Consider the following 20,385-nt stretch of genomic DNA (forward strand, 5'->3'; position numbering starts at 1 on the left):
CCGCCGTACCCGCCGCGCTGCCCCGGGCAGCGCGGCGTCTGTCCTTCTGCTTCCATGCACCCATCCGAGGTCTTATTCCAGGGCACACGCCAGCCGCTGCTGCTTCCCGCCTGCGATCACTACGCCGGCAACGAGAAGCTGATGCGCAAATCCATGGCCCTGCAACAAGAAGCTTGGCCCCCTGTTCGACATCACCTTCGATTGCGAGGACGGCGCCGCCGCCGGCAACGAGGAATCCCACGCCAAGCTGGTGGCCCTGCTGCTGCTGGACGAGGCCAATGAATTCAACCGCATCGGCGCCCGCGTCCACGACATCAGCAGCCCCTTCTTCGAGCGCGACGTGGAAATCATCTGCAGCGAGGCGGGCCACAAGCTGGCCTACATCGTGCTGCCCAAGCCCGAGAGCGCGCAGGAAGTCATGCGCGGCATCGAGATCGTCAACAAGTACGCGAAGAAGGCCGGGCGCGAAAACCTGCCGGTCCATGTGCTGATCGAGACCCACGGCGCCCTGCGCGACGTGCACGACATCGCCGCCCTGCCCCAGGTCGAGTGCCTTTCCTTCGGCATCATGGACTTCGTCTCCGCCCATTACGGCGCCATTCCCGGCAACGCGATGCGGACCCCCGGTCAGTTCGTGCACCCTCTGGTAGTACGCGCTAAACTGGAAATAGCGGCGGCCTGCCATGCCCACGGCAAGGTGCCTTCGCATAATGTGACGACCGAAATCAAGGATTCGGCCGTAGTGGCTACGGACGCCCAGCGCGCGGCCGCCGAATTCGGCTACACCCGCATGTGGAGCATTCATCCGAGCCAGATCAAGCCGGTGATCAAGGCCTTCACACCTCGCGTCTCCGAGGTCAATGAAGCGGCTGCGATCCTGCATGAAGCGGAGAAGGTCCAGTGGGGACCGATCTCCCAGCACGGCCGCTTGCACGACCGCGCGAGCTACCGATATTATTGGACGGTTCTGCAGCGCGCACGTCTCGCGGGACTGCCGCTGCCGGACAATGTAGCCGCCCTCCTGGGCGATCGAGAAACACCTGGAGACAACTGAGTCATGAGCATCACGAAATTCCTGCTTGCCATCGCCGCCGGCGCATCGCTGGCCCTGGCGCCGCTGGCAGAAGCAGCACAGAACCAACCGAATACCACAGCAAGCGCCAAGAAGAAAAACGGCAACGGCAAGAAAGCCGCCGCCGGAGCCGCGGCTGCGGTCGGCGGCGCCGCTGCCGCCAATGGCGAGCCCAATGAAGAAGCCGACGAACCCAGCATCGCCGAGCATGCCGTGACCGAATACGCCTGCGAACTGGGCAACAAGATCACGATCTACAAGAACGCCAACGATGTCGACCACATCGCCCTGCGCTGGAAGCAGCGCCTGCACCGCCTGACCCGCGTGGCCACCACCACCGGCGCCGAGCGATTCGAAAACAAGCTGTATGGGCTGATCTGGATCGGCATTCCCGCCAAGGGCATGCTGCTCGATTCGAAGGCGAACCGCCAACTGGCGAATGAATGCAAGACGGCCGAACAAAAGAACGGTCTTTGATTTATTAATAACAGACGATACCCACCTGAAGGAGAGGTCATGTCCCGCAATACACTGAATACGCTCAAGGATTTCCCTATTTCTGGCAGCAGAAGGGTAAGTTCTATTCCCTGCCTGCGCTGGAAAAGGAACTGGGCGCCAAAATCTCCCGCCTGCCGGTATCGATCCGCGTAGTGCTGGAATCGGTGCTGCGCAACTGCGACGGTAAAAAGGTTACCGAAGAACACGTGAAGCAGCTGGCCAACTGGGGCGCGACCGCGGCCCGTACCGACGAGATCCCGTTCGTCGTCGCCCGCGTCGTTCTGCAGGACTTCACCGGCGTGCCGCTGCTGGCCGACCTGGCTGCCATGCGCAACGTGGCCTCCAAGATGGGCGTGAACCCGAAGAAGATCGAGCCGCTGGTGCCGGTTGACCTGGTGGTCGACCACTCCGTGACCATCGACCACTTCCGTGAGCCGAAGGCGCTGGACCTGAACATGAAGCTGGAATTCTCGCGCAACAATGAGCGCTACCAGTTCATGAAGTGGGGCATGCAAGCCTTCGACACCTTCGGCGTGGTGCCGCCAGGCTTCGGCATCGTGCACCAGGTGAACCTGGAATACCTGGCACGCGGCGTGCACAATGGCTCCGGCGTGTACTACCCTGACTCGCTGGTGGGCACCGACTCCCACACCACCATGATCAACGGTATCGGCGTGGTGGGCTGGGGCGTGGGCGGCATCGAGGCGGAAGCCGGCATGCTGGGCCAGCCGGTGTATTTCCTGACCCCGGACGTGATCGGCGTGAACCTGACCGGCTCCCTGCGCGAAGGCTGCACCGCGACCGACCTGGTGCTGACCATCACCGAAATGCTGCGTAAAGAGAAAGTCGTGGGCAAGTTCGTCGAATTCTTCGGCGAAGGCACCGAGTCCCTGACCGTGACCGACCGCGCGACCATCGCCGAATATGGCGCCGGAATACGGCGCGACCATGGGCTTCTTCCCGGTCGACGACAAGACCATCGAATACTTCGAAGGCACCGGCCGCACCAAGGATGAAATCGCCGCCTTCCAGTCCTACTTCAAGGCGCAGGGCATGTACGGCGTGCCGAAGAAAGGCGACATCGACTTCACTCGCGAACTGCACCTGGACCTGGCTACCGTGACCCCGTCGCTGGCCGGCCCGAAGCGTCCGCAAGACCGTATCGAAATCGGCAACGTGAAGTCCACCTTCACTGAGCTGTTCTCCAAGCCGACCACCGAGAATGGCTTCAACAAGGCAGCCGACGACCTGACCAACACCTACACCACCAGCAATGGCGTGCACGTGAAGAACGGCGACGTGCTGATCGCCGCGATCACTTCCTGCACCAACACCTCGAACCCGAGCGTGCTGCTGGCTGCCGGCCTGCTGGCCAAGAAGGCGGTGGAAGCCGGCCTGAACGTCGCGCCGCACATCAAGACCTCGCTGGCTCCCGGCTCGCGCGTGGTAACCGAGTACCTGACCGCCGCCGGCCTGCTGCCTTACCTGGAAAAGCTGGGCTTCGGCGTGACCGCCTACGGCTGCACCACCTGCATCGGCAATGCCGGCGACCTGACCCCGGAACTGAACGCGACCATCACCCAGAACGATATCGTGGCAGCGGCTGTGCTGTCCGGTAACCGTAACTTTGAAGCGCGTATCCACCCGAACATCCGCTCCAACTTCCTGGCATCGCCACCGCTGGTCGTCGCTTACGCGATCGCCGGCAACGTGACCCGCGACCTGATGACCGAGCCGGTCGGCCAGGGCAAGGATGGCAAGGACGTCTACCTGGGCGACATCTGGCCGACCTCCGCCGAGATCCAGAAGCTGATGAAGTTCGCGATGAACTCCAAGGTCTTCAAGGAAAACTACGCCGACGTGAAGGGCGCGCCGGGCAAGCTGTGGGAAGCCGTGTCCTCCGTCGAAGGCCAGGTCTACGACTGGCCGGATTCGACCTACATCGCCGAACCTCCGTTCTTCGAAGGCTTCCAGATGAAGCCGCAGGCTGCTGAAGCCGGCATTTCCGGCGCGCGCGCACTTGGCGTGTTCGGCGACTCCATCACCACCGACCACATCTCCCCGGCAGGCTCCATCAAGGAAGACGGCCCGGCAGGCAAGTGGCTGAAGGAAAACGGCGTGATGAAGGCCGACTTCAACTCCTACGGCTCGCGCCGCGGCAACCACGAGATCATGATGCGCGGCACCTTCGCCAACGTGCGTATCAAGAACAAGATGATCCCGCCGAAGGCCGACGGTTCCGCGGTGGAAGGCGGCATCACCATTCACCAGCCGTCCGGTGAACAGCTGTCGATCTACGACGCAGCCATGAAGTACATCGCTGCGGGCACCCCGACCATGATTTTCGGTGGCGAAGAATACGGTACCGGCTCTTCCCGCGACTGGGCAGCCAAGGGCACCCAGCTGCTGGGCGTGAAGGCCGTGATCTGCCGTTCCTTCGAGCGTATCCACCGTTCCAACCTGGTTGGCATGGGCGTGCTGCCGCTGCAGTTCATCGGCAACGATTCCGTGGAATCGCTGGGCATCACCGGCAAGGAAGTGTACGACCTGAAGGGCCTGGAAGGCGATATCAAGCCTCAGCAACAGGCTACCCTGGTGATCCACCGCGCCGACGGTTCGTCGCAGGAAGTGCAGGTCCTGCTGCGTATCGATACCCCGATCGAAGTGGACTACTACAAGCACGGCGGCATCCTGCCGTTCGTCCTGCGCCAGCTGCTGGCGGCGTAAGTCGCGGACGGCGCGTAGACGGCGGATCAATGATCCGCCCTACGCCGCCCGGCGGCCCATCGCATGTTTGACGATTAATCATTGACGCGTAGGGCGGATCATTGATCCGCCGTGCGTGCGAGCCGGTAAATTCAAATGATGGCGGATCCTTGCGAGCCGCCATTATTTTTTGGGAGCGCCGTTTCTTGCCGAATCCACTACAATAGCTGTAACAGAGTTTCTTTTTACACTCCTAAAAAAGCGCTATGCGTCGACCATCTAAAGATTCAACCCAGAAATTGTCCGCCGACAGCCAGCGCCTTCTAACCCTAGCCCAAGCCGTGGGCCAGGCCGCCTCCCGCATTGAAGAGCGCAACTGGGAGCGCACGCTGGATGCCCAGCTGCATAAGCTGCTGCGCACCGGTCACCAGGACACTATCGACTCCGCCCTGAACTCGCTGTTCAGCGTGGACCTCAACGCCTACGACATCCTGATGGACAGCGTGGAAGCCGTCAGCGAGTCCGACACCATCGTGGTCGAAGTGGACGGCCAGCCGCGCGAGTACGACGTGCTGCTGGTGGCCGCCCCGGTCCTGGCCTGGACCCGTTTTTCCATCGCTTCCGGCCAGATCCCGGCCGACATCCTGAACACCTTATCGGCCCACTTCTCCGCCCACCTGCTGGCGGACGGCACGCATATGGCCATGTCGTCCTCGCTGTATTCGATCGACCAGCTGCCGCGCACCCATGCGGAAGCCTATTCGAAGACGCACAAGCTGGCGCAATCCGCGCTGAAGGGCATAGCCGTGAAGATGGACACGAAGACGCCCGAAACGGCGCCCTTCCTGGCCGACACGCGCTACCTGGTGGCGGCCGTGGTGGCGCCGCACGGCGGTCCGCTGTTCCGCTGGCAGATGCAGGGCGCCGGCCTGAATCCGGCGGAAGAGCGCAACGCCGCGCTCGAAGCCTGGACCACGCAGGCCACGCCGACCGTGGCGCGCCTGCTGCCGGGCTGCGGCATCGAACTGCTGCTGCCGGAAGCGTATTACATGGCCTGCCGCGAGGCGGACAAGCTGATTCGCCCCGTCTCGATCCGCGCTGCCGTGCACTACCTGACGCATTCGCTGGCCTGCGAGCCGAACGAGCTGCGCGCCGTGATTGCCGGCTTCGGCGACGAATCCGCGCCCGATGGCCAGATCGATGAATACCGCGTCGCCTTCACCCGCCGCAACGACAGCGACGTGATCTACGGCGTGGTATGGCCGCTGTATGGCCAGGAAGATGAGGAAGGCACGCCGCCCGAAGGCCCGATCACGGCCGGCCACCTGACGGAGATGATCAAGCCGCGGACGCCGGTGGAAGAGATCGTCGAGCACCTGAGCTCTGCGGGTGTTTCGCAGGTGAAGAAACTGGGCGAGAAGTATGTGGCCGAGTATTGCGACGATTGCGGCGCGCCCCTCTTCGCCGACCCGTCCGGCGAGCTGGTGCACGCTGAAATGCCCGAGGACGCACCGACCGGTACCGAGCACTTCCATTAATTAAAACCCACGGCGTAACCCAAGTGTCAGCCACATCGTGGCTGACACTAGCTTCACGCCTTTGGTTCTAAGACAGCCAGCGGCCCACTAGCGCCATTTCGAAAAAGGCTGCGCCACCAGCGCCGAGTTGTAATAACGCCGGTCATGCGTCACCTCCTCCCCGGCCCAATCCGGTTTATCGAACTGCGTATCCTCGCTCGGCAGCTCGATCTCTGCCACCACGAGCCCCGCGTTCGCACCAAGGAATTCATCGACTTCCCAGGTGAAGCCGCCGAAAGGAATCCTGCGGCGGTACTTCTCGATGATGGGCTGCTCGCACAGCTTGTCCAGGAACTCGGCCGCATCCTCCATCGGCAGCGGATATTCCCACTCCCCGCGGCTCGCGCCCGTGTTCTTGCTCTTGATAGTCATCACCGCCCTGCTGCCCTCAATGCGCACGCGCACCACGCGCTCCGGATGCGAGGAGAGATAGCCCTGGCGCAGCAGCACCGGCTCGCCCTGGCTGCGCCAGGCGTCATGCGCCACCAGGAATTTGCGCTCAATCTCGATGCCCATGGCATTTCCTCACTCTGCTCAAAGCTGGATTGTGCCATACCGGGATTGACTGGACGGGGAGCTCCCTGCTACTTTTTGGCATCTGATTACCAAGGGCACATATGCCACGCAAAAAAATACTCTTCGTCGCGGAAGCTGTGACGCTGGCCCACGTCGCCCGTGCCCTGACCCTGGCCGCCACACTTGACCGCTCCCGATACGAGATCCACTTCGCCTGCGCGGCCGGCTACGACTTCTGTTTCAAGGATACCGACTTCACGCGCTGGCCGATCACCAGCATTTCAAGCGCGCAGTTCCTGGCCGCCCTGGCGGAAGGCAAACCGGTCTACGACGAAGCCACGCTGGCGGGCTATGTGGAAGAAGACCGCCGTCTGCTGGAAAAAGTTGCCCCGGATGTGGTAGTCGGCGACTTCCGCCTGTCGCTGTCAATCAGCGCACGCCAGGCTCGCGTGCCCTATATCTCCCTGATCAATGCCTACTGGAGTCCTTTCGTCACACAACGCTACACGGTTCCGAATATCCCGCTGACCAGGTTCCTGCCGCTTGGCATCGCCGATCCTCTGTTCCGGCTGGCGCGTCCTATTGCGTTCGGCTTACATACCCTGCCCCTGAACAATGTGCGGCGCAAGGCCGGCATGCCCTCACTGGGTTTCGACCTGAACCGGGTGTACACCGACGCCGACTACACGCTGTATGCCGACGTGCCGGAATTATTCAAAGTAGACGGGCTGCCCGCCAATCACCGCTTCATCGGCCCAGTGCTGTGGTCGCCGCCCATCCCGGTACCCGACTGGTGGGGCCAACTGCCGACGGATCGGCCGCTGATCTATATGACCCTGGGCAGTTCGGGCCAGGGTGAACTGCTGCCGGCGGCGCTCAAGGCGCTGGCCGGCTTGCCCGTCACCGTGATTGCCGCCACCGCCGGCAAGATCGCGGTCACGGACGTGCCGGACAACGCCCGCGTGGCGGATTTCCTGCCGGGAGACGATGCCGCACGCCGCGCCAGCCTGGTGATCTGCAACGGCGGCAGCCCGACTTCCCAGCAGGCCCTGGTGGCAGGCGTGCCGGTGATCGGCATCGCCAGCAACCTGGACCAGTTCCTGAACATGCAGGGCGTCACTGCTGCCGGCGCCGGCGCCCTTTTGCGTGCCGACCGATTCGATCCTGCGGCATTGGCGCAAACGGTTGAGAGCATGCTGGCGAGTCCTCAGCCCGCAAGCGCTGCCCGCCAGATCGCCAGCACTTTTGCCCAGTATGATGCCGGCGCGAGATTCAATGAAATCGTGTCGGAAATCCTTACAAGCATCGGCCCGGAAAGCAGGCTGGTTCAGGGTTACAAGTGAATTGCCCAGCGGTACCTGACTGCTATACTTCCCACTTCAACGATCCGATGGCTTGGGAGGCACGATGCGAGTAATGCGACCAAACGCGATAGCGACATTCTCCTCAGGACTGACTGCGGTGCTGGCGCTCGCCCTGGCCACGGCATGGCTGGCCTGGACATATCTGGACGCTTTGGGCGAATTCCGTAGCGTCGTCGTCAGCGCCATTTTCGTTGTGGGCGTCTACGTGTACGCGATTGTCGTACATCGCGTGCTCTTTTGGCTCATACCGCTGCGGGAAGGCTCCATTCCGGTGGGGCACAGCCAGGAATACGCCTACCAGGTGCACTGCCTGTTCTATCTCGTGCTGCTGAACACCCTGATCCGCACCCGATTCATCCCGGTTCCCATCATGCGCCTGGTTTATCAGGCGCTGGGCGCGCGGCTTGGCCCGAACACTTACTGTTCAGGAATTATGTACGATCCCATGTTCGTGACTATAGGCGCCAATACGATTGTTGGTGAATCGGCCTTGCTGATTCCGCATGTGGTCGAAGGAATCGAGCTCGCTCACTTTCCAATCCAGATCGGCAACAATGTGACAATCGGCGCCAATGCCCTGGTGCTGGCTGGCACGACCATTCACGACAACGCCATCGTTGCTGCCAATGCGGTGGTCGTAAAAGGCACTGAAATCAAGGCAGGGGAGGTGTGGGGTGGCACCCCGGCACGCCGGATTTCCAAGGTCGCTTCCGCCACGTGATCCGTCCCTAAATCTATGCAGCAATTAAAACTGGAAATATTCAAGACGCGTTTCTAACCTATTGATTTGACGGTACTACCGATTTCTGGCACGCCGATTGCTATATGGATAACGAGGTAATTTTCGACTCGCCCGAGAACAAAGACTTCCCCAATGCATAACCAACCAGGAATCGAAAATGAAACCATCCAAATTCTAAATGGCCGCGCTGGCATCCGCCGTCCTGATGACGGTGCTGCGGGCAGCGCACAAGCAGACGCACATGCTGTCGCGTATGCGAACATCCAGAACTTCGCCGTTACCGCGCAAAACGGTGGCATCACGTTCACCAACTCCGTCGACACCTCGACCGCCAGCGCTACGCTGAACGGTGTGGGTGCTGGCCCAACCGGCGGCACCGCTATTTCCGATGCCCCAATCGCTGTGGTCGGCACTACGGCTCCACCGGTATCCAACAACAGCCAGTTCACGGCGACCACGATCACGCCGGTTGGCGCCGCTGGCCCAGGTGATTATTCCTACGCGGATGCCCGGATTGTCCACGCCCCGTGTTTAACGCCCAAACGATCGCCGAGAGCCACCTGGCGACCTCCGGCGCCGCCAACGGCATCAGCACCAACTCCTCGGCATCGGGCTTCACCAGCACATCACGATAGGCGCCGGGGCACCGTCCCGGACTTCGCCTTCTCTGCAGATGCGCTGATTTCCACCTTCCTGCAAGTGGACTCAGGCCTGTTTGCTCAAGGCCCTGAGCGCATCGCTGAAAATTACTTGTAACCAGCTGAGCGGCTGCGGCAATCATGCCGGCGGCATCCCTATTCTGTTCCAGGATGTAGTGTTCAGCTGGGCACCTGGCCGACGCTTTGGCCATGGTGCGCGATGTTCAAAAGAGGGATCCCAAATCCCCGATCGGCTATGTGCTGGAAGGTGACTTGTACGTCAAGCAGCAGCAACTGGCGAACGCCCTGCCCGCCTATGAAAAGGCATACGCCCTGGTCAAATCGCCCGAGGCCATGATCAAGATCGCCGACACATTGACGCAGGCCGGCAAAGCGAAGGAAGCGGAAGCCCGCATGGCTCAATGGCGCCAGTCCTATCCCTACGATACAAAGGTCCCGCTCTACCAGGCCCAGTATTATTCCGGTGAAAAGCAGTACAAGCCCGCCGCCGAAGCCCTGCTCGCCGTGCTGAAACTGAAGCCGGACAGTCATGTCGCGCTGAACAATCTGGCCGTGGTCTATCAGCAGGACAAGGATCCGCGGGCCCTGGAAACGGCCGAACGCGCGCTGAAACTGGCGCCGTACGACCCCGTGATCATGGACACCGTGGGCTGGCTGCTGGTCGAGAAAGGCGATATCAAGCGCGGCTTGCCGCTCCTGCAAAACGCGGCAAAACTGGTACCGGATGCCAAGGATATCCGCTTCCACATGGCGCTCGCCATGCAGAAGTCGGGCGACAAGGCTGGCGCCCGCAAGGAACTGGAGAAGCTGTTTGCCGACCGCCGCCCCTTCCCGCAGGCGGATGAGGCGAAGGCCTTGCTGAAGGTGCTGTAATTACTCGTCCAGCGACAGCAGGATAGGCTGCAGGATGGCAGCGCCCAGCGTGGCGCTGCGTGCACCGTTCCAGCCGACGCTTGGCACTGGCAGGTCTGCGTTGTCCTTGAACGGCATTTCCAGGGTCAGGGACAGCACCTTGAAGTGGTGGCCGATGTACTTGGAAGCGAGGGTCAGCATGTCTTCCTTGTACTTGGACGGCGCGTAGCCGTACTTGTCCTGGAAGTCCGGGCTGGACTGCTTGTAGCGCTCGATGAAGTTCTTCTGGCGCGCCATCTGCTCCGGCGTGAAGTTTTCCAGCATTTCATTGCCGGCCACGAAATTGTATGGCAGGGCTTCGTCGCCGTGGATGTCGAAGAACATGTCGACGCCCGTTTCGTGGATCTTCTGCTTCACGCACAGCACTTCCGGCGAGCGCTCCGGCGATGGCGTCATCCATTCACGGTTCAGGTTCGCGCCGGACGCATTGGTGCGCAGGTTGCCGCGCACGGAACCGTCCGGGTTCATGTTCGGTACGATGTAGAAGCAGCAGCGCTGCAGCAGCTTGCGCGAGATCGGGTTGGCGTCGTCCAGCAGGGCATCGATCAGGCCTTCGATGAACCACTCGGCCATGGATTCACCCGGGTGCTGGCGGGCGATGAACCAGATCTTCTTTTCCGCTTCCGGCTCGCCGATGACGACCAGGTTCATGTCACGGCCATCGACCGTGGAGCCGATATCGAGCACGCGCGCAACCGGGTTCTCGGCCACTTCGCCCAGCAGGCGCAGATGGCGTTCCCACGAATACGGCTCGAAGTAGGCGTAGTAGACGCTGTCGTTGTGCGGGGTGTGCTTGATCGTCATGACCTGGCCGTCGAAGGACGTCGGCACGCGGAACCAGGTTTCGCCATCGTAGCTTGCCACGGCGTGGTAGTCCTCGAAGCCCTTGGCGTAAGTCGCCTGGCCCGCATTCAGGAAGCGCATCGTCACGGCTTCGCCGCGCGCGCCCTGCAGGCGGAAGTGGAACCACTGGTGGATATCTGCGTGCGAGTCTTTGCGGAGGTTCAGTTCGATGTTGGCTGCGTTGTCGGCGCGCAGCACCTCGATGGCGCCGGAGTCGAAGTTCTGGCTGATCTTGATGGTCATTACGGTCCCGTTTTCGGAAAGTCTTAGGATTCCGTAATTGTACAACCCGAATCAGAATCTAGTGGCTGCCACGATGTGGCAGCCACTTGGGTTACGCCTTGGGTTTTAATCGATATTGCGTCCCCGAGACTTGAGCGCCGCGCGCACGCCGGCGCCGTATGCCGGATCGGCGCGGTCGAACTGCGCCAGCTGCCGCTGGATGATCTCATCGCTCACCTGGCTCATCGGCACCGCCAGGTTCTCGAAGAGATTCAGCTTTTCCTGCTGCGAGAACAGGCGGAACAGATTCCCTGCCTGCGTGAAATCATCCTCCTGCCCCCGTCCGTCATAGCGCCCTGCCCCGCCGGACAGCGCCAGCGGCGGCTCCCCATGTCCCATGCCGTAGGGCGCTGAACCGCCAGCCTGCACAGCCGCAAAATTCTGCTCCGCGCCGCCATTGGCAAACGCCATGGAACCATCGCGCTGCTGGTTATGGAAAGGACAGCGCGGCGCATTGACCGGCAGGTGCTGGTGATTTGTGCCAACGCGGTACAGCTGCGCATCGTGATAAGCAAACAGGCGCGCCTGCAGCATCTTGTCCGGCGAGAAGCCCATGCCCGGCACCACATTGGCCGGCGACAGGGCCGCCTGCTCCACCTCGGCGTGATAGTTGACCGGATTGCGGTTAAGTTCCAGTACACCCACCGGAATCAGCGGGAAGTCGCCGTGCGGCCAGACCTTGGTCAGGTCGAACGGATTCCAGCCGGTGCGGGCTTCCCAGTCCGCCAGTTGCTGCTCGGTCGCCACCTGCACCTTCACATCCCAGCGCGGGAAATCGCCGGACGCAATGGCGCCGAACAGGTCGCGCTGTGCGTAATCCGGATCTTCACCGGCCAGGCGCACCGCGTCCGCGGCGGACAAATTCCTGATGCCCAGCTGCGTCTTCAGGTGCCACTTCACATAGACCCGCTCGCCGCCATCGTTGATCAGGCTGAAGGTATGGCTGCCGAATCCATCCATGAAGCGATAGCCATCCGGCGTACCGCGGTCGGAGAACAGGATCGTGACCTGGTGCAGGCTTTCGGGCGCCTTGCTCCAGAAGTCGAACATCGCGGTCGGCGATTTGAGGTTGGTCTGAGGATCGCGCTTCTGCGTGTGGATGAAATCCGGGAACTTGATGCCGTCCTTCAGGAAGAAGGTCGGTGTGTTATTGCCCACCAGGTCCCAGTTGCCTTCTTCGGTGTAGAAGCGGACGGCGAAACCGCGCGGATCGCGTTCGGTGTCGGCGCTGCCCTTCTCGCCGCCCACGGTGGAGAAGCGCACAAAGGCTGCGGTCTGCTTGCCTATGCTGGAGAACAGTTTGGCCTTGGTGTACTTCGAGATATCGTGGGTCACGGTGAACGTGCCATAAGCGCCCGAGCCTTTGGCGTGCACCACGCGCTCGGGAATGCGTTCACGATTGAAGTGCTGCAGCTTCTCGATCAGGTGGAAGTCCTGCAGCAGCACCGGACCGCGCGGGCCGGCGGTGAGGGAATTCTGGTTGTCGGCGACCGGAATACCGGACGCAGTGGTCATTTTCTGGCTCATGGCCTTCTCCTCTTGCGTTGTGAACGGATGCAAGCATTCTAAGGAGGCAAGACCAATAAATAAATTTGATTGATTCTATCTATCCGATAGCCACATCCTAAAAGTGCTCATGGATGGCGATCCCTTCGATCGGGTCCGGCTCCTCCGCCCAGGGCTTGGCCTTGAAGGCCCGCTTGCCATCCTTGTAGCCCGCCTGCCAGCGCTGGTGGATGCCGTCCTGCGAGAAGTCGATGTCCTTGGTGTGGTCCTCGCAATGCAGGTGGGGCGCCTTCATCATCACAATATGCATGGAAGTGCCGCAGCCCCACAGCGACAATTCGCGCACGTCCGGCAACTGGCGCACCTCCTCCGGCAGCTTCTTGGTCAGCTCGCGGATCACGTGGCGCAGGCGGTGCAGCTTGCGCTGCTGTTCCACGTGGCTGGCGCGGCTCGCGTACTGGATTTCCTTGTGCTTCTCCAGCACATCGAGCACGCTTTGCGGCTCGCTGCCGTCCGGGTTCCAGACCTGGACCGAGAAAATCACGGAATCGCGGCGCGGTTCATCGTCCAGCACCGCTTCGATCGGCGTGTTCGAGTAAATGCCGCCGTCCCAATAGGGTTCCTCGCCGATGCGGATTGCCGGAAAGGCGGGCGGAATGGCGGCCGAGGCCAGGATATTGCTCACGTCCAGCGCTTCCTTGCGCGTATCGAAGTAGCGCATCACACCATTGCGCGCGCTGACCGCGCCGACAGTGAGCCGCGTATGGCGCTCGTTCAGGTACTTGAAGTCGATCAGCGACTCCATCGTATTGCGCAGCGCATTGGTGCGGTAGAAGGCGGCATTCTCGATGCCCACCTTGGCCGCCGGATTCCACCACGTCATTGGATTCGGGTCGAAGAAGGCCGGAATGCCCTGGGTGACGGTGAGTGCGTTGGCGAACAGGCGCGGCATGTTGGGGAACAGCGCCGAGTGCTGCTCCATCGTTTGCCAGAACTGGCGCAGGCGGTTCAGGCGCTCCTCCGGCGGATTGCCCGCGATGATGGCGCCGTTCAGCGCGCCGATCGAAGTGCCGATCACCCAGTCCGGCTCCACGCCTGCTTCGTGCATGGCCTGGTAGACGCCGAGCTGATAGGCGCCCAGCGCGCCCCCGCCCTGCAGCACCAGCACCACTTTTCCCGGCAAAGCCTGCGCTTCCTTCTGTTTCACCACGAGGGTTCTCCTTGTTCAGAGCCGGACCGAAAGCCCGAATGTAAAGCTGTAGTCTGCCGTGCGATGGTTAAGGCCGCGTGACAGGCCGGCGTCCAGCTGGCAGTCCTTCGTCAGCAGGTAAGTGCCGCCGAAGTCGAAGCTCGACGTCGTGCCGCCGTTCTGGATTTTGGCGATGCGCGGCGCGGCGAGCTCGAAGTAGCTGTGCACACGCTCGGTCCATTCCCTGTCCAGCGAAACGCCGAACATGCCGCTGGCGAAGTGGCGGCCGCGGTCATCACGGTCGGCCACGAGGCCAGGCATCAGCCCGATCGACCATTCCGGCGCCAGCTCCCATTCCGCCGTGGCGCGCAGCGAAGGCCGCGTGCCGCTGCCCTTGAAGGCTTGTGAGCCGCTGGCGAAATCCAGCTGGCCAATCACGCCGATGGCGGGCGTGGCGCCCTCGCCGTCGCGGACATGCCACTTTACGCTGAGCGCCGAATCGCCCCAGCCGCGCTCGCGGGCATAGGCTGCACCATCGGCGCGGTAGCGCATGCGGCCATCGGTCTGCACGCGCAGCTCGAGATCATCGGCCACGCCAAAGCGCAGCAGCAGCGGCGTGCTGCTGGTCCGCTCCTTCAGGCCTGCATCGCGGTTGCGGTCCTGCGCGAAGCCTGCTTCTATCTGGACACGGCCTTTGCCCACCACGTCCGAGGAATCCACGAAGTCGGGACGGTCGGTCGAGATGGCGTCGTCCTCCGCAGCGATGGCGGCTCCATGCATGGCGACCAGCGCCAGCACCCATGCAAGCTTATTCGGCATTGTGTTCTCCGACCCGGATATAGCTTACGATTATACAAGTCCAACTCTACATGGGAGCAGCCATGCAGCTGAACCATATCGACATGCCGGTCAGCGATCTGGAAGGTGCGGTCAACTACTTCGAGAAGGGATTCGGATTCGAGCGGCTGCCAACGCCCGTGCCGGGAATGGCTATCCTGCGCGGCGACGGCGGCTTTATCGTGGTGCTGAACCAGGCGGACCAGCCAGTGGCCTATCCGCCCGGATTTCACATCGGCTTCCTGCAACCATCCGACGAGGCGGTGCATGCGGCCTACCAGCGCCTGGCAGAGGCGCAGTTGCCGCTACCCGCGCCGCCGGCGGTGATGTATGGCGTGCTGGCATTCTATGCCGAGGCGCCCGGCGGCATTCTCATCGAAGTCAGCCACCGTGGCTGACTGATCTCCAGAGCGCCAGCCCCAGGCTAGCGGGGCATGCGGCCCGTGCGCAACAGGTAGGCCCATTCAGCGTTGTTGTTGCGGGCGGCGAACTCGCTCGCCCCGTTCCAGTCGTAGGCAACGGCGTGGTGTTCTATCGCCCAGCCGAAGGGCGTGCGCTCGAAGATGCCGTAGCGCGCGTGGGGCGTGTTGTTCTCCGCCTTATGGTAGAAGGGATGCGTGTCGTCAAAGGCCGGCCAGCCGACGCTGCCGGGGTTGACGATCAGGCGGCCATCGTCAAGACGGAATGCGCGCGGAATGTGGGTGTGGCCGCACATGATCAGCGAGGCTTGCACATCGCCGGCGCGCTCCAGCACTTCTTCGTGCGTGGCGGCGCGCCTGCCTTCTTGCGTGACCGTTTCCATGAAATAGCGGACATCCGAGCCTGGCGTGCCATGCACCAGCAGCACGTCATCGGCGATGCGCAGGGTCTTGGGCAGGGCACGGATCCAGTCGCGCTGCTCGTCCGTGATGTGATCGAAGGCATATTTGTCCTCGACGCTCAGCCTGGCCGGATCATCTTCGAGCACCTGGCGTTCGTGGTTACCCGAAATCGTCGGCAAGTCCATCGGCATCAGGCGCTCGGCCGTTTCGCGCGGTTGCAATGGGCTGGACAGGATATCACCCAGGTTCACCGTCATGTCCACGCCGCGCCGCTCGATATCGGCCAGCACCGCCTCCAGCGCCCAGAGATTGCCGTGAATATCTGAAATGGCAGCGATTCGCATAGCCGCCCCCTTGTCTATTCGGGCATTCGCCCGGTGCGCAGGGCGAATCCCCATTCGGGACGATTATTGCGCACCGCGAGGTCGCTGGCGGAATCCCAGTCGTAGGCTACAGCGTACTGGGCGATCGACCAGCCTGCGGCGCTGCGCTCGACGATGCAATAGCGCGCATGCGGCGTGAGATTTTCGGCCTTGTGTGGAAAAGGCTGGTCAACCGAAAACGCCTGCAACCCCACGCTGCCGGGATTGACAACCAGGCGGCCGTCATCAAGGCGCATGGCGCGCGGCAAATGGGTGTGACCACACAGGATGAGGGAAGCGTCCGCATTGCCGGCGCGTTCCAGCACTTCATTGTGCGTGGAAGGACGCGCGCCCTGCTCCGTGACCGTTTCCATGAAATAGATCAGGTCCGAGTCCGGCGTGCCATGCACCAGCACTACATCGTCGCCCACGCGCAGGCACTTGGGCAGGCGCAGCATCCAGTCGCGCTGCTCGTCCGTGATGTCCTTGTGGGCATACAGGTCGGATGCGCCCATGTTCGCCGGATCGCCCTCCAGCACTTGCCGCTCGTGATTGCCCGCAATGGTCGGAAAATTCAGAGCCATCAGCCGCTCCGCCGTGGCGCGCGGCATGAGTGGGCCGGACAGGATGTCGCCGAGGTTGACGACCATGTCCACGCCGCGCCGCCCGATATCGGCCAGCACGGCCTCCAGTGCCCACAAATTGCCATGAATATCCGAAATTGCCGCGATCCGCATGAAGACCTCCTTTACGCGGACCACTATACCATCGGCAGCAGGAAGCTGCGGCCGCCTGGCAGCGTGCCGGGCGCGGCTTCCGTCTCATCCTTCAACTGAACGCCGGACAGCTGCAACTTGCGCGACTGGTCCAGCAGGTAGTGCAGTCGATAGGCCGCGGCTTCATACGACAAACCGTCGGGGCGCACGTTCGAGATGCAGTTGCGCGCCTCATCGGTCAAACCCGGCCGGGGCGCCCAGGTCAGGTAGAGCCCCATGCTGTCCGGCGAGCTGAGACCGGGGCGCTCGCCAATCAGCACCACTACCGCCCTTGCACCCAGCGCTTCGCCGATTTCGTCACCGATCGCCACCCGGCCCTGCAGGACCACGGTCAGCGGCGCCAGCGTGAAGCCATCGGCGCGCAAGCGCGGCGCCAGCGCCGCCAGGAACGGCGCGGCATGCTGCTGGACAGCCAGCGCGGACAGCCCGTCCGCCACCACCAAGACCACATCGCGCTGTGCACCCGCCAGCGCCAGCAAGGCCGTGCGCGATCTGTCGCTGAGCCGCCGGCCTAGATCGGGCCGCTGCAGATAAATTTCGCGCGAGGACGCTGCACTGTGCAGCGTAAGGCAAGGCGGAGCATCCACACCCAGCGCCTGGGCCAGCGCGGTGCGCAGCGGCTCCGGCTCCAGCGCCGTATGCACTGCGTCGCGTGCCCGCGCATGGGCCAGCTGAAAGGCCAGCTGCGGCGACGTGGGCAGGCTGGCGCCGTGCCGCCCCAGCGCCACGCGGGCCGTGGTGAATTTTTTCAGCGCGCCGTCCATCATCCGCCCTCCTGCAGGCGCTTCAGCGCCGGCTGGAAGATTGCGGGCGGCTGCGCCGCCGGCAATCCATCCGGTCCAAAGATGCCCGAAGCTTCCAGCCAGGCCGCGAATTCCGGCGCGGGACGCTTGCCCAGCAGCCTGCGCGCATACAGCGCATCGTGGAAGGAAGTGCTCTGGTAGTTCAGCATGATGTCGTCCGCGCCGGGCACGCCCATTACATAGGTCACGCCGGCAGCGGTCAGCAAGGTAAGCAGGACGTCCATATCATCCTGGTCCGCTTCCGCATGGTTGGTGTAGCAGACGTCCACGCCCATGGGCAGGCCAAGCAGCTTGCCGCAGAAGTGGTCCTCCAGGCCGGCGCGGATGATCTGCTTGCCGTTGTAGAGGTATTCAGGGCCGATGAAGCCCACCACGCTGTTCACCAGCAGCGGCTCGAAGCGCCGCGCCACCGCATAGGCGCGCGCCTCGCATGTCTGCTGGTCCATGCCGTGGTTGGCGGACGCGGAAAGCGCACTGCCCTGCCCCGATTCAAAGTACATCACATTGTTCCCGACCGTACCGCGACCCAGGGACAGGGCGGCCTGGCGTGCTTCGTCCAGCAAGACGAGGTTGACGCCGAAGCTGCGGTTGGCCGCTTCGGTGCCCGCAATCGACTGGAATACCAGGTCCACCGGCGCGCCGCGCCCGATCGCAGCGAGCGTGTTGGTCACATGGGTCAGCACGCAGGACTGGGTGGGGATGGCAAAGTGGCTGATGATCTCGTCCAGCATCGTGACGAGATGGATCACCTGGCCTACGTTATCGGTGGCGGGGTTGATGCCGATAACGGCGTCGCCGCTGCCATACAACAGGCCATCGAGAATGCTTGCTGCGATGCCGCTCGCATCGTCGGTCGGGTGATTCGGCTGCAGGCGCGTGGACAAAGTGCCCGGCAGGCCAAGCGTGTTGCGAAAGGCCGTGGTGACCTGGCATCGGGACGCGGCCAGGATCAGGTCCTGATTGCGCATGATCTTGCTCACCGCCGCGGCCATTTCAGGCGTGATGCCCGGCGCTACGGCGCGCAGCGTGCCCGCATCCGTGTTTTCGTCCAGCAGCCAGTTGCGGAAGTCGCCGACGGTCAGGTGGCGGATGGGCGCGAAGGCGGCGGCGGAGTGGCTGTCCATGATCAGGCGCGTGACTTCGTCTTCTTCATACGGGACCAGCGCTTCGTTGAGGAAGACTGTCAGCGGCAGATCGGCCAGCGCCATTTGCGCCGCCACGCGCTCCTCCGCACTGGACGCGGCTACGCCCGCCAGCAGGTCGCCCGAGCGGGGCGGCGTGGCCTTGGCCATCAAGTCCTTCAAGTCGCGGAAGATGTAAGTGGTCGCGCCAACTGCCTTCCTGTACCCGCCCATGGCTTCCCCCAAAACCCAAGGCCCAAACCTGGTGTCTGCCACGATGTGGCAGACACCTGCTTTACGCCGTTGGTTTACTGCGGAGCCCCCGGCTCCATATACACCAGCTCCCACACATGCCCATCCAGGTCCTCAAACCCGTGTGCATACATGAAGCCATGATCCTGCGCCGCGCGCGGCACCTTGCCGCCTGCCGCCACGGCCTTGCGCACCAGCTCATCGACTTCGGCGCGGCTGTCGCAGGTCAGGCACACCAGCACCTCGGTCGCCTCCTTCGCATTGACGATAGGCTTGTTCGTGAAGCCCTTGAAGAAAGCCTCGGTCAACAGCATCGCATAAATGCTGCCATCGTTGATGATCATGCTGGCGGCGTTTTCATCGGTGTACTGGGGATTGAAGGTATAGCCCAGCGCAGCAAAGAAGGCTTTCGACTTTTCCAGGTCCTTGACCGGCAGGTTGACAAAGATTTGCTTGTTCATGACGTCCTCACGTTAGGTTGGTTGGTATAAGCACGACGAACCTGCCCCTTCATATTCGACAAATTGCCGATATTTTTTTTTATACGCGCATGATAGATTGGCCGGTCGTCATGAACAACCACAAGGAAAAAATGAAATCCCTGACATATGTGTTAGCCCTTGCCACCCTTGCCACCGGCTGCGCCGGTTTCGAAATCACTGCCGACGGCGGCCCGGAAAAGGAAGAGAAAGTCGAAGTCACCGGCAGCCTCATTCCGCGCAAGCAGCCGAAAGGCGTTGAAGTCGTGAGCAAGGAAGGCTTCGAGAAGGCGATGGACAACGCCAGCGTCTCCAACGGGATACAGCGCTGATCCGCTGCATCCCGGCAGTGGTCAATACGCTTCCAGCACCGTGAGGAACTGGCGCAGCCACTGTGGATGTGCGGGCCAGGCGGGCGCCGTGACGAAGTTTTCGTCGGTGATCGCCTGGTCCATTTCAAGTGCGACGTATTCAGCGCCAGCCAGGCGCACTTCCGCTGCGCAGGCGGGATAGGCCGAGATGCGCTTGCCGTCGATCACACCGGCCGCCGTCAATATTTGCGCGCCGTGGCAGATGGCCGCAATCGGCTTGCCGCTGCGGGCAAAGCCCTGCACCAGCTCCAGCACCTGCGTGTTCATGCGCAGGTATTCGGGCGCGCGTCCGCCGGCAATCATCAGTGCGTCGTAGCCATTGACCTTCGCATCGTTGAAGTTCGCGTTCAGCGTGAACAGGTGGCCGGGTTTCTCGGTATAGGTCTGGTCGCCTTCGAAGTCGTGAATGGCGGTCTTGATCTTCTCGCCGCTCTTCTTGCCCGGGCATACGGCGTGCACGGTATGGCCCACCATCTGCAATGCCTGAAAAGGCACCATCGTTTCGTAGTCCTCCGCAAAATCGCCAGTCAGAAACAAGATTTTCTTCGCGTTCATCGGTCTCTCCTTGCTTAAGGTGATCAGGACCCAACCAGCTTACGCGGAAAACGACTACAAAGAAACGTGTAGTCAGAATACATAACAAAAACACCGGCAGTGACGCGTTTACGCCACGACTCAATCGAATCCGTAGCAAAAC

At 62.3% G+C, this 20,385-nt stretch carries 19 protein-coding genes and 2 pseudogenes; 10 read left to right on the forward strand and 11 right to left on the reverse strand.

Annotated features, from left to right (window positions below; genetic code table 11):
* The first annotated feature begins 54 nt into the window (after positions 1 to 54).
* From ACHMW6_RS24475 to ACHMW6_RS24490, 4 genes and pseudogenes are all read left to right on the forward strand, one after another.
* Positions 55 to 1,054: pseudogene (locus ACHMW6_RS24475) on the forward strand (HpcH/HpaI aldolase/citrate lyase family protein).
* A 3-nt stretch (positions 1,055 to 1,057) separates the two neighbouring features.
* Entirely contained in the window at positions 1,058 to 1,549 is a 492-nt protein-coding gene (locus ACHMW6_RS24480; protein WP_395400695.1) for a hypothetical protein, read from the forward strand.
* Between the two features lie 39 nt (positions 1,550 to 1,588).
* Positions 1,589 to 4,297 (forward strand): annotated as a pseudogene (gene acnA / locus ACHMW6_RS24485) (aconitate hydratase AcnA).
* Between the two features lie 245 nt (positions 4,298 to 4,542).
* Entirely contained in the window at positions 4,543 to 5,814 is a 1,272-nt protein-coding gene (locus tag ACHMW6_RS24490; RefSeq protein WP_395400697.1) for a DUF2863 family protein, read from the forward strand.
* Between the two features lie 87 nt (positions 5,815 to 5,901).
* Here ACHMW6_RS24490 and ACHMW6_RS24495 read toward each other — a convergent pair whose 3' ends face one another.
* On the reverse strand, positions 5,902 to 6,369 hold the full coding sequence (locus ACHMW6_RS24495; RefSeq protein ID WP_395400699.1) for a CYTH domain-containing protein: 468 nt from the start codon (positions 6,367 to 6,369) through the stop codon (positions 5,902 to 5,904).
* A 101-nt stretch (positions 6,370 to 6,470) separates the two neighbouring features.
* Between ACHMW6_RS24495 and ACHMW6_RS24500 the strand changes: the two genes are divergently transcribed.
* The 4 genes from ACHMW6_RS24500 to ACHMW6_RS24515 all read left to right on the forward strand — a co-directional run bounded on the left by ACHMW6_RS24500 (position 6,471) and on the right by ACHMW6_RS24515 (position 10,007).
* On the forward strand, positions 6,471 to 7,712 hold the full coding sequence (locus tag ACHMW6_RS24500; RefSeq protein WP_395400701.1) for a glycosyltransferase: 1,242 nt from the start codon (positions 6,471 to 6,473) through the stop codon (positions 7,710 to 7,712).
* Positions 7,713 to 7,830: 118 nt separating this feature from the next.
* A complete protein-coding gene (locus tag ACHMW6_RS24505) occupies positions 7,831 to 8,454 on the forward strand; it encodes a DapH/DapD/GlmU-related protein (RefSeq protein ID WP_395400703.1) in 624 nt (207 codons plus the stop codon).
* Between the two features lie 153 nt (positions 8,455 to 8,607).
* Positions 8,608 to 9,231 (forward strand): hypothetical protein, encoded by a 624-nt coding sequence (locus tag ACHMW6_RS24510; RefSeq protein WP_395400705.1) that lies wholly within the window; start codon positions 8,608 to 8,610, stop codon positions 9,229 to 9,231.
* A 74-nt stretch (positions 9,232 to 9,305) separates the two neighbouring features.
* A complete protein-coding gene (locus ACHMW6_RS24515) occupies positions 9,306 to 10,007 on the forward strand; it encodes a tetratricopeptide repeat protein (RefSeq protein ID WP_395408700.1) in 702 nt (233 codons plus the stop codon).
* Here ACHMW6_RS24515 and ACHMW6_RS24520 read toward each other — a convergent pair whose 3' ends face one another.
* The 4 genes from ACHMW6_RS24520 to ACHMW6_RS24535 form a co-directional block, all read right to left on the reverse strand.
* The gene (locus ACHMW6_RS24520; protein ID WP_395400707.1) at positions 10,008 to 11,132 is read right to left on the reverse strand and encodes a M14-type cytosolic carboxypeptidase; all 1,125 of its coding nucleotides are present in this window, start codon (positions 11,130 to 11,132) and stop codon (positions 10,008 to 10,010) included.
* Between the two features lie 105 nt (positions 11,133 to 11,237).
* Positions 11,238 to 12,698 carry a catalase gene (locus tag ACHMW6_RS24525; RefSeq protein ID WP_395400709.1) on the reverse strand — a complete coding sequence of 487 codons (1,461 nt, stop codon included), beginning with the start codon at positions 12,696 to 12,698 and terminating at the stop codon, positions 11,238 to 11,240.
* A 97-nt stretch (positions 12,699 to 12,795) separates the two neighbouring features.
* Positions 12,796 to 13,887, reverse strand: coding sequence for a patatin-like phospholipase family protein (locus ACHMW6_RS24530; RefSeq protein WP_395400711.1), 1,092 nt, complete (start codon positions 13,885 to 13,887; stop codon positions 12,796 to 12,798).
* Between the two features lie 15 nt (positions 13,888 to 13,902).
* Positions 13,903 to 14,685 carry a transporter gene (locus ACHMW6_RS24535; RefSeq protein ID WP_395400713.1) on the reverse strand — a complete coding sequence of 261 codons (783 nt, stop codon included), beginning with the start codon at positions 14,683 to 14,685 and terminating at the stop codon, positions 13,903 to 13,905.
* Between the two features lie 62 nt (positions 14,686 to 14,747).
* On the opposite strand from ACHMW6_RS24535, the gene ACHMW6_RS24540 reads away from it, so the two are divergent.
* Positions 14,748 to 15,101: a VOC family protein gene (locus ACHMW6_RS24540; RefSeq protein WP_395400715.1), complete on the forward strand. Its 354-nt coding sequence runs from the start codon at positions 14,748 to 14,750 to the stop codon at positions 15,099 to 15,101.
* Positions 15,102 to 15,127: 26 nt separating this feature from the next.
* Here the strand turns inward: ACHMW6_RS24540 and ACHMW6_RS24545 are convergent, their stop codons facing one another.
* The 5 genes from ACHMW6_RS24545 to ACHMW6_RS24565 form a co-directional block, all read right to left on the reverse strand.
* The gene (locus ACHMW6_RS24545) at positions 15,128 to 15,868 is read right to left on the reverse strand and encodes a metallophosphoesterase family protein (protein ID WP_395400717.1); all 741 of its coding nucleotides are present in this window, start codon (positions 15,866 to 15,868) and stop codon (positions 15,128 to 15,130) included.
* 14 nt (positions 15,869 to 15,882) lie between these two features.
* Positions 15,883 to 16,623 carry a metallophosphoesterase family protein gene (locus tag ACHMW6_RS24550; protein ID WP_395400719.1) on the reverse strand — a complete coding sequence of 247 codons (741 nt, stop codon included), beginning with the start codon at positions 16,621 to 16,623 and terminating at the stop codon, positions 15,883 to 15,885.
* Between the two features lie 23 nt (positions 16,624 to 16,646).
* Positions 16,647 to 17,429 (reverse strand): ethanolamine ammonia-lyase subunit EutC, encoded by a 783-nt coding sequence (eutC, locus tag ACHMW6_RS24555; RefSeq protein WP_395400721.1) that lies wholly within the window; start codon positions 17,427 to 17,429, stop codon positions 16,647 to 16,649.
* A complete protein-coding gene (locus ACHMW6_RS24560) occupies positions 17,426 to 18,820 on the reverse strand; it encodes an ethanolamine ammonia-lyase subunit EutB (protein WP_395400723.1) in 1,395 nt (464 codons plus the stop codon). The genes eutC and ACHMW6_RS24560 overlap by 4 nt, the downstream gene beginning before the upstream one ends.
* 74 nt (positions 18,821 to 18,894) lie before the next feature.
* Positions 18,895 to 19,299, reverse strand: coding sequence for a VOC family protein (locus tag ACHMW6_RS24565; RefSeq protein ID WP_395400725.1), 405 nt, complete (start codon positions 19,297 to 19,299; stop codon positions 18,895 to 18,897).
* Positions 19,300 to 19,430: 131 nt separating this feature from the next.
* Here ACHMW6_RS24565 and ACHMW6_RS24570 point away from each other — a divergent pair, with 131 nt between their 5' ends.
* Positions 19,431 to 19,649, forward strand: coding sequence for a hypothetical protein (locus ACHMW6_RS24570; RefSeq protein ID WP_395400727.1), 219 nt, complete (start codon positions 19,431 to 19,433; stop codon positions 19,647 to 19,649).
* A gap of 21 nt (positions 19,650 to 19,670) precedes the next feature.
* Here the strand turns inward: ACHMW6_RS24570 and ACHMW6_RS24575 are convergent, their stop codons facing one another.
* Complete coding sequence (locus ACHMW6_RS24575; protein ID WP_395400729.1) at positions 19,671 to 20,243, reverse strand: DJ-1/PfpI family protein; 573 nt, start codon at positions 20,241 to 20,243, stop codon at positions 19,671 to 19,673.
* Positions 20,244 to 20,385 lie beyond the last annotated feature (142 nt).

Origin of the sequence: Pseudoduganella sp. UC29_106 (assembly GCF_044055365.1) — a bacterium.
Classification (GTDB): Bacteria; Pseudomonadota; Gammaproteobacteria; order Burkholderiales; family Burkholderiaceae_D; genus Rugamonas.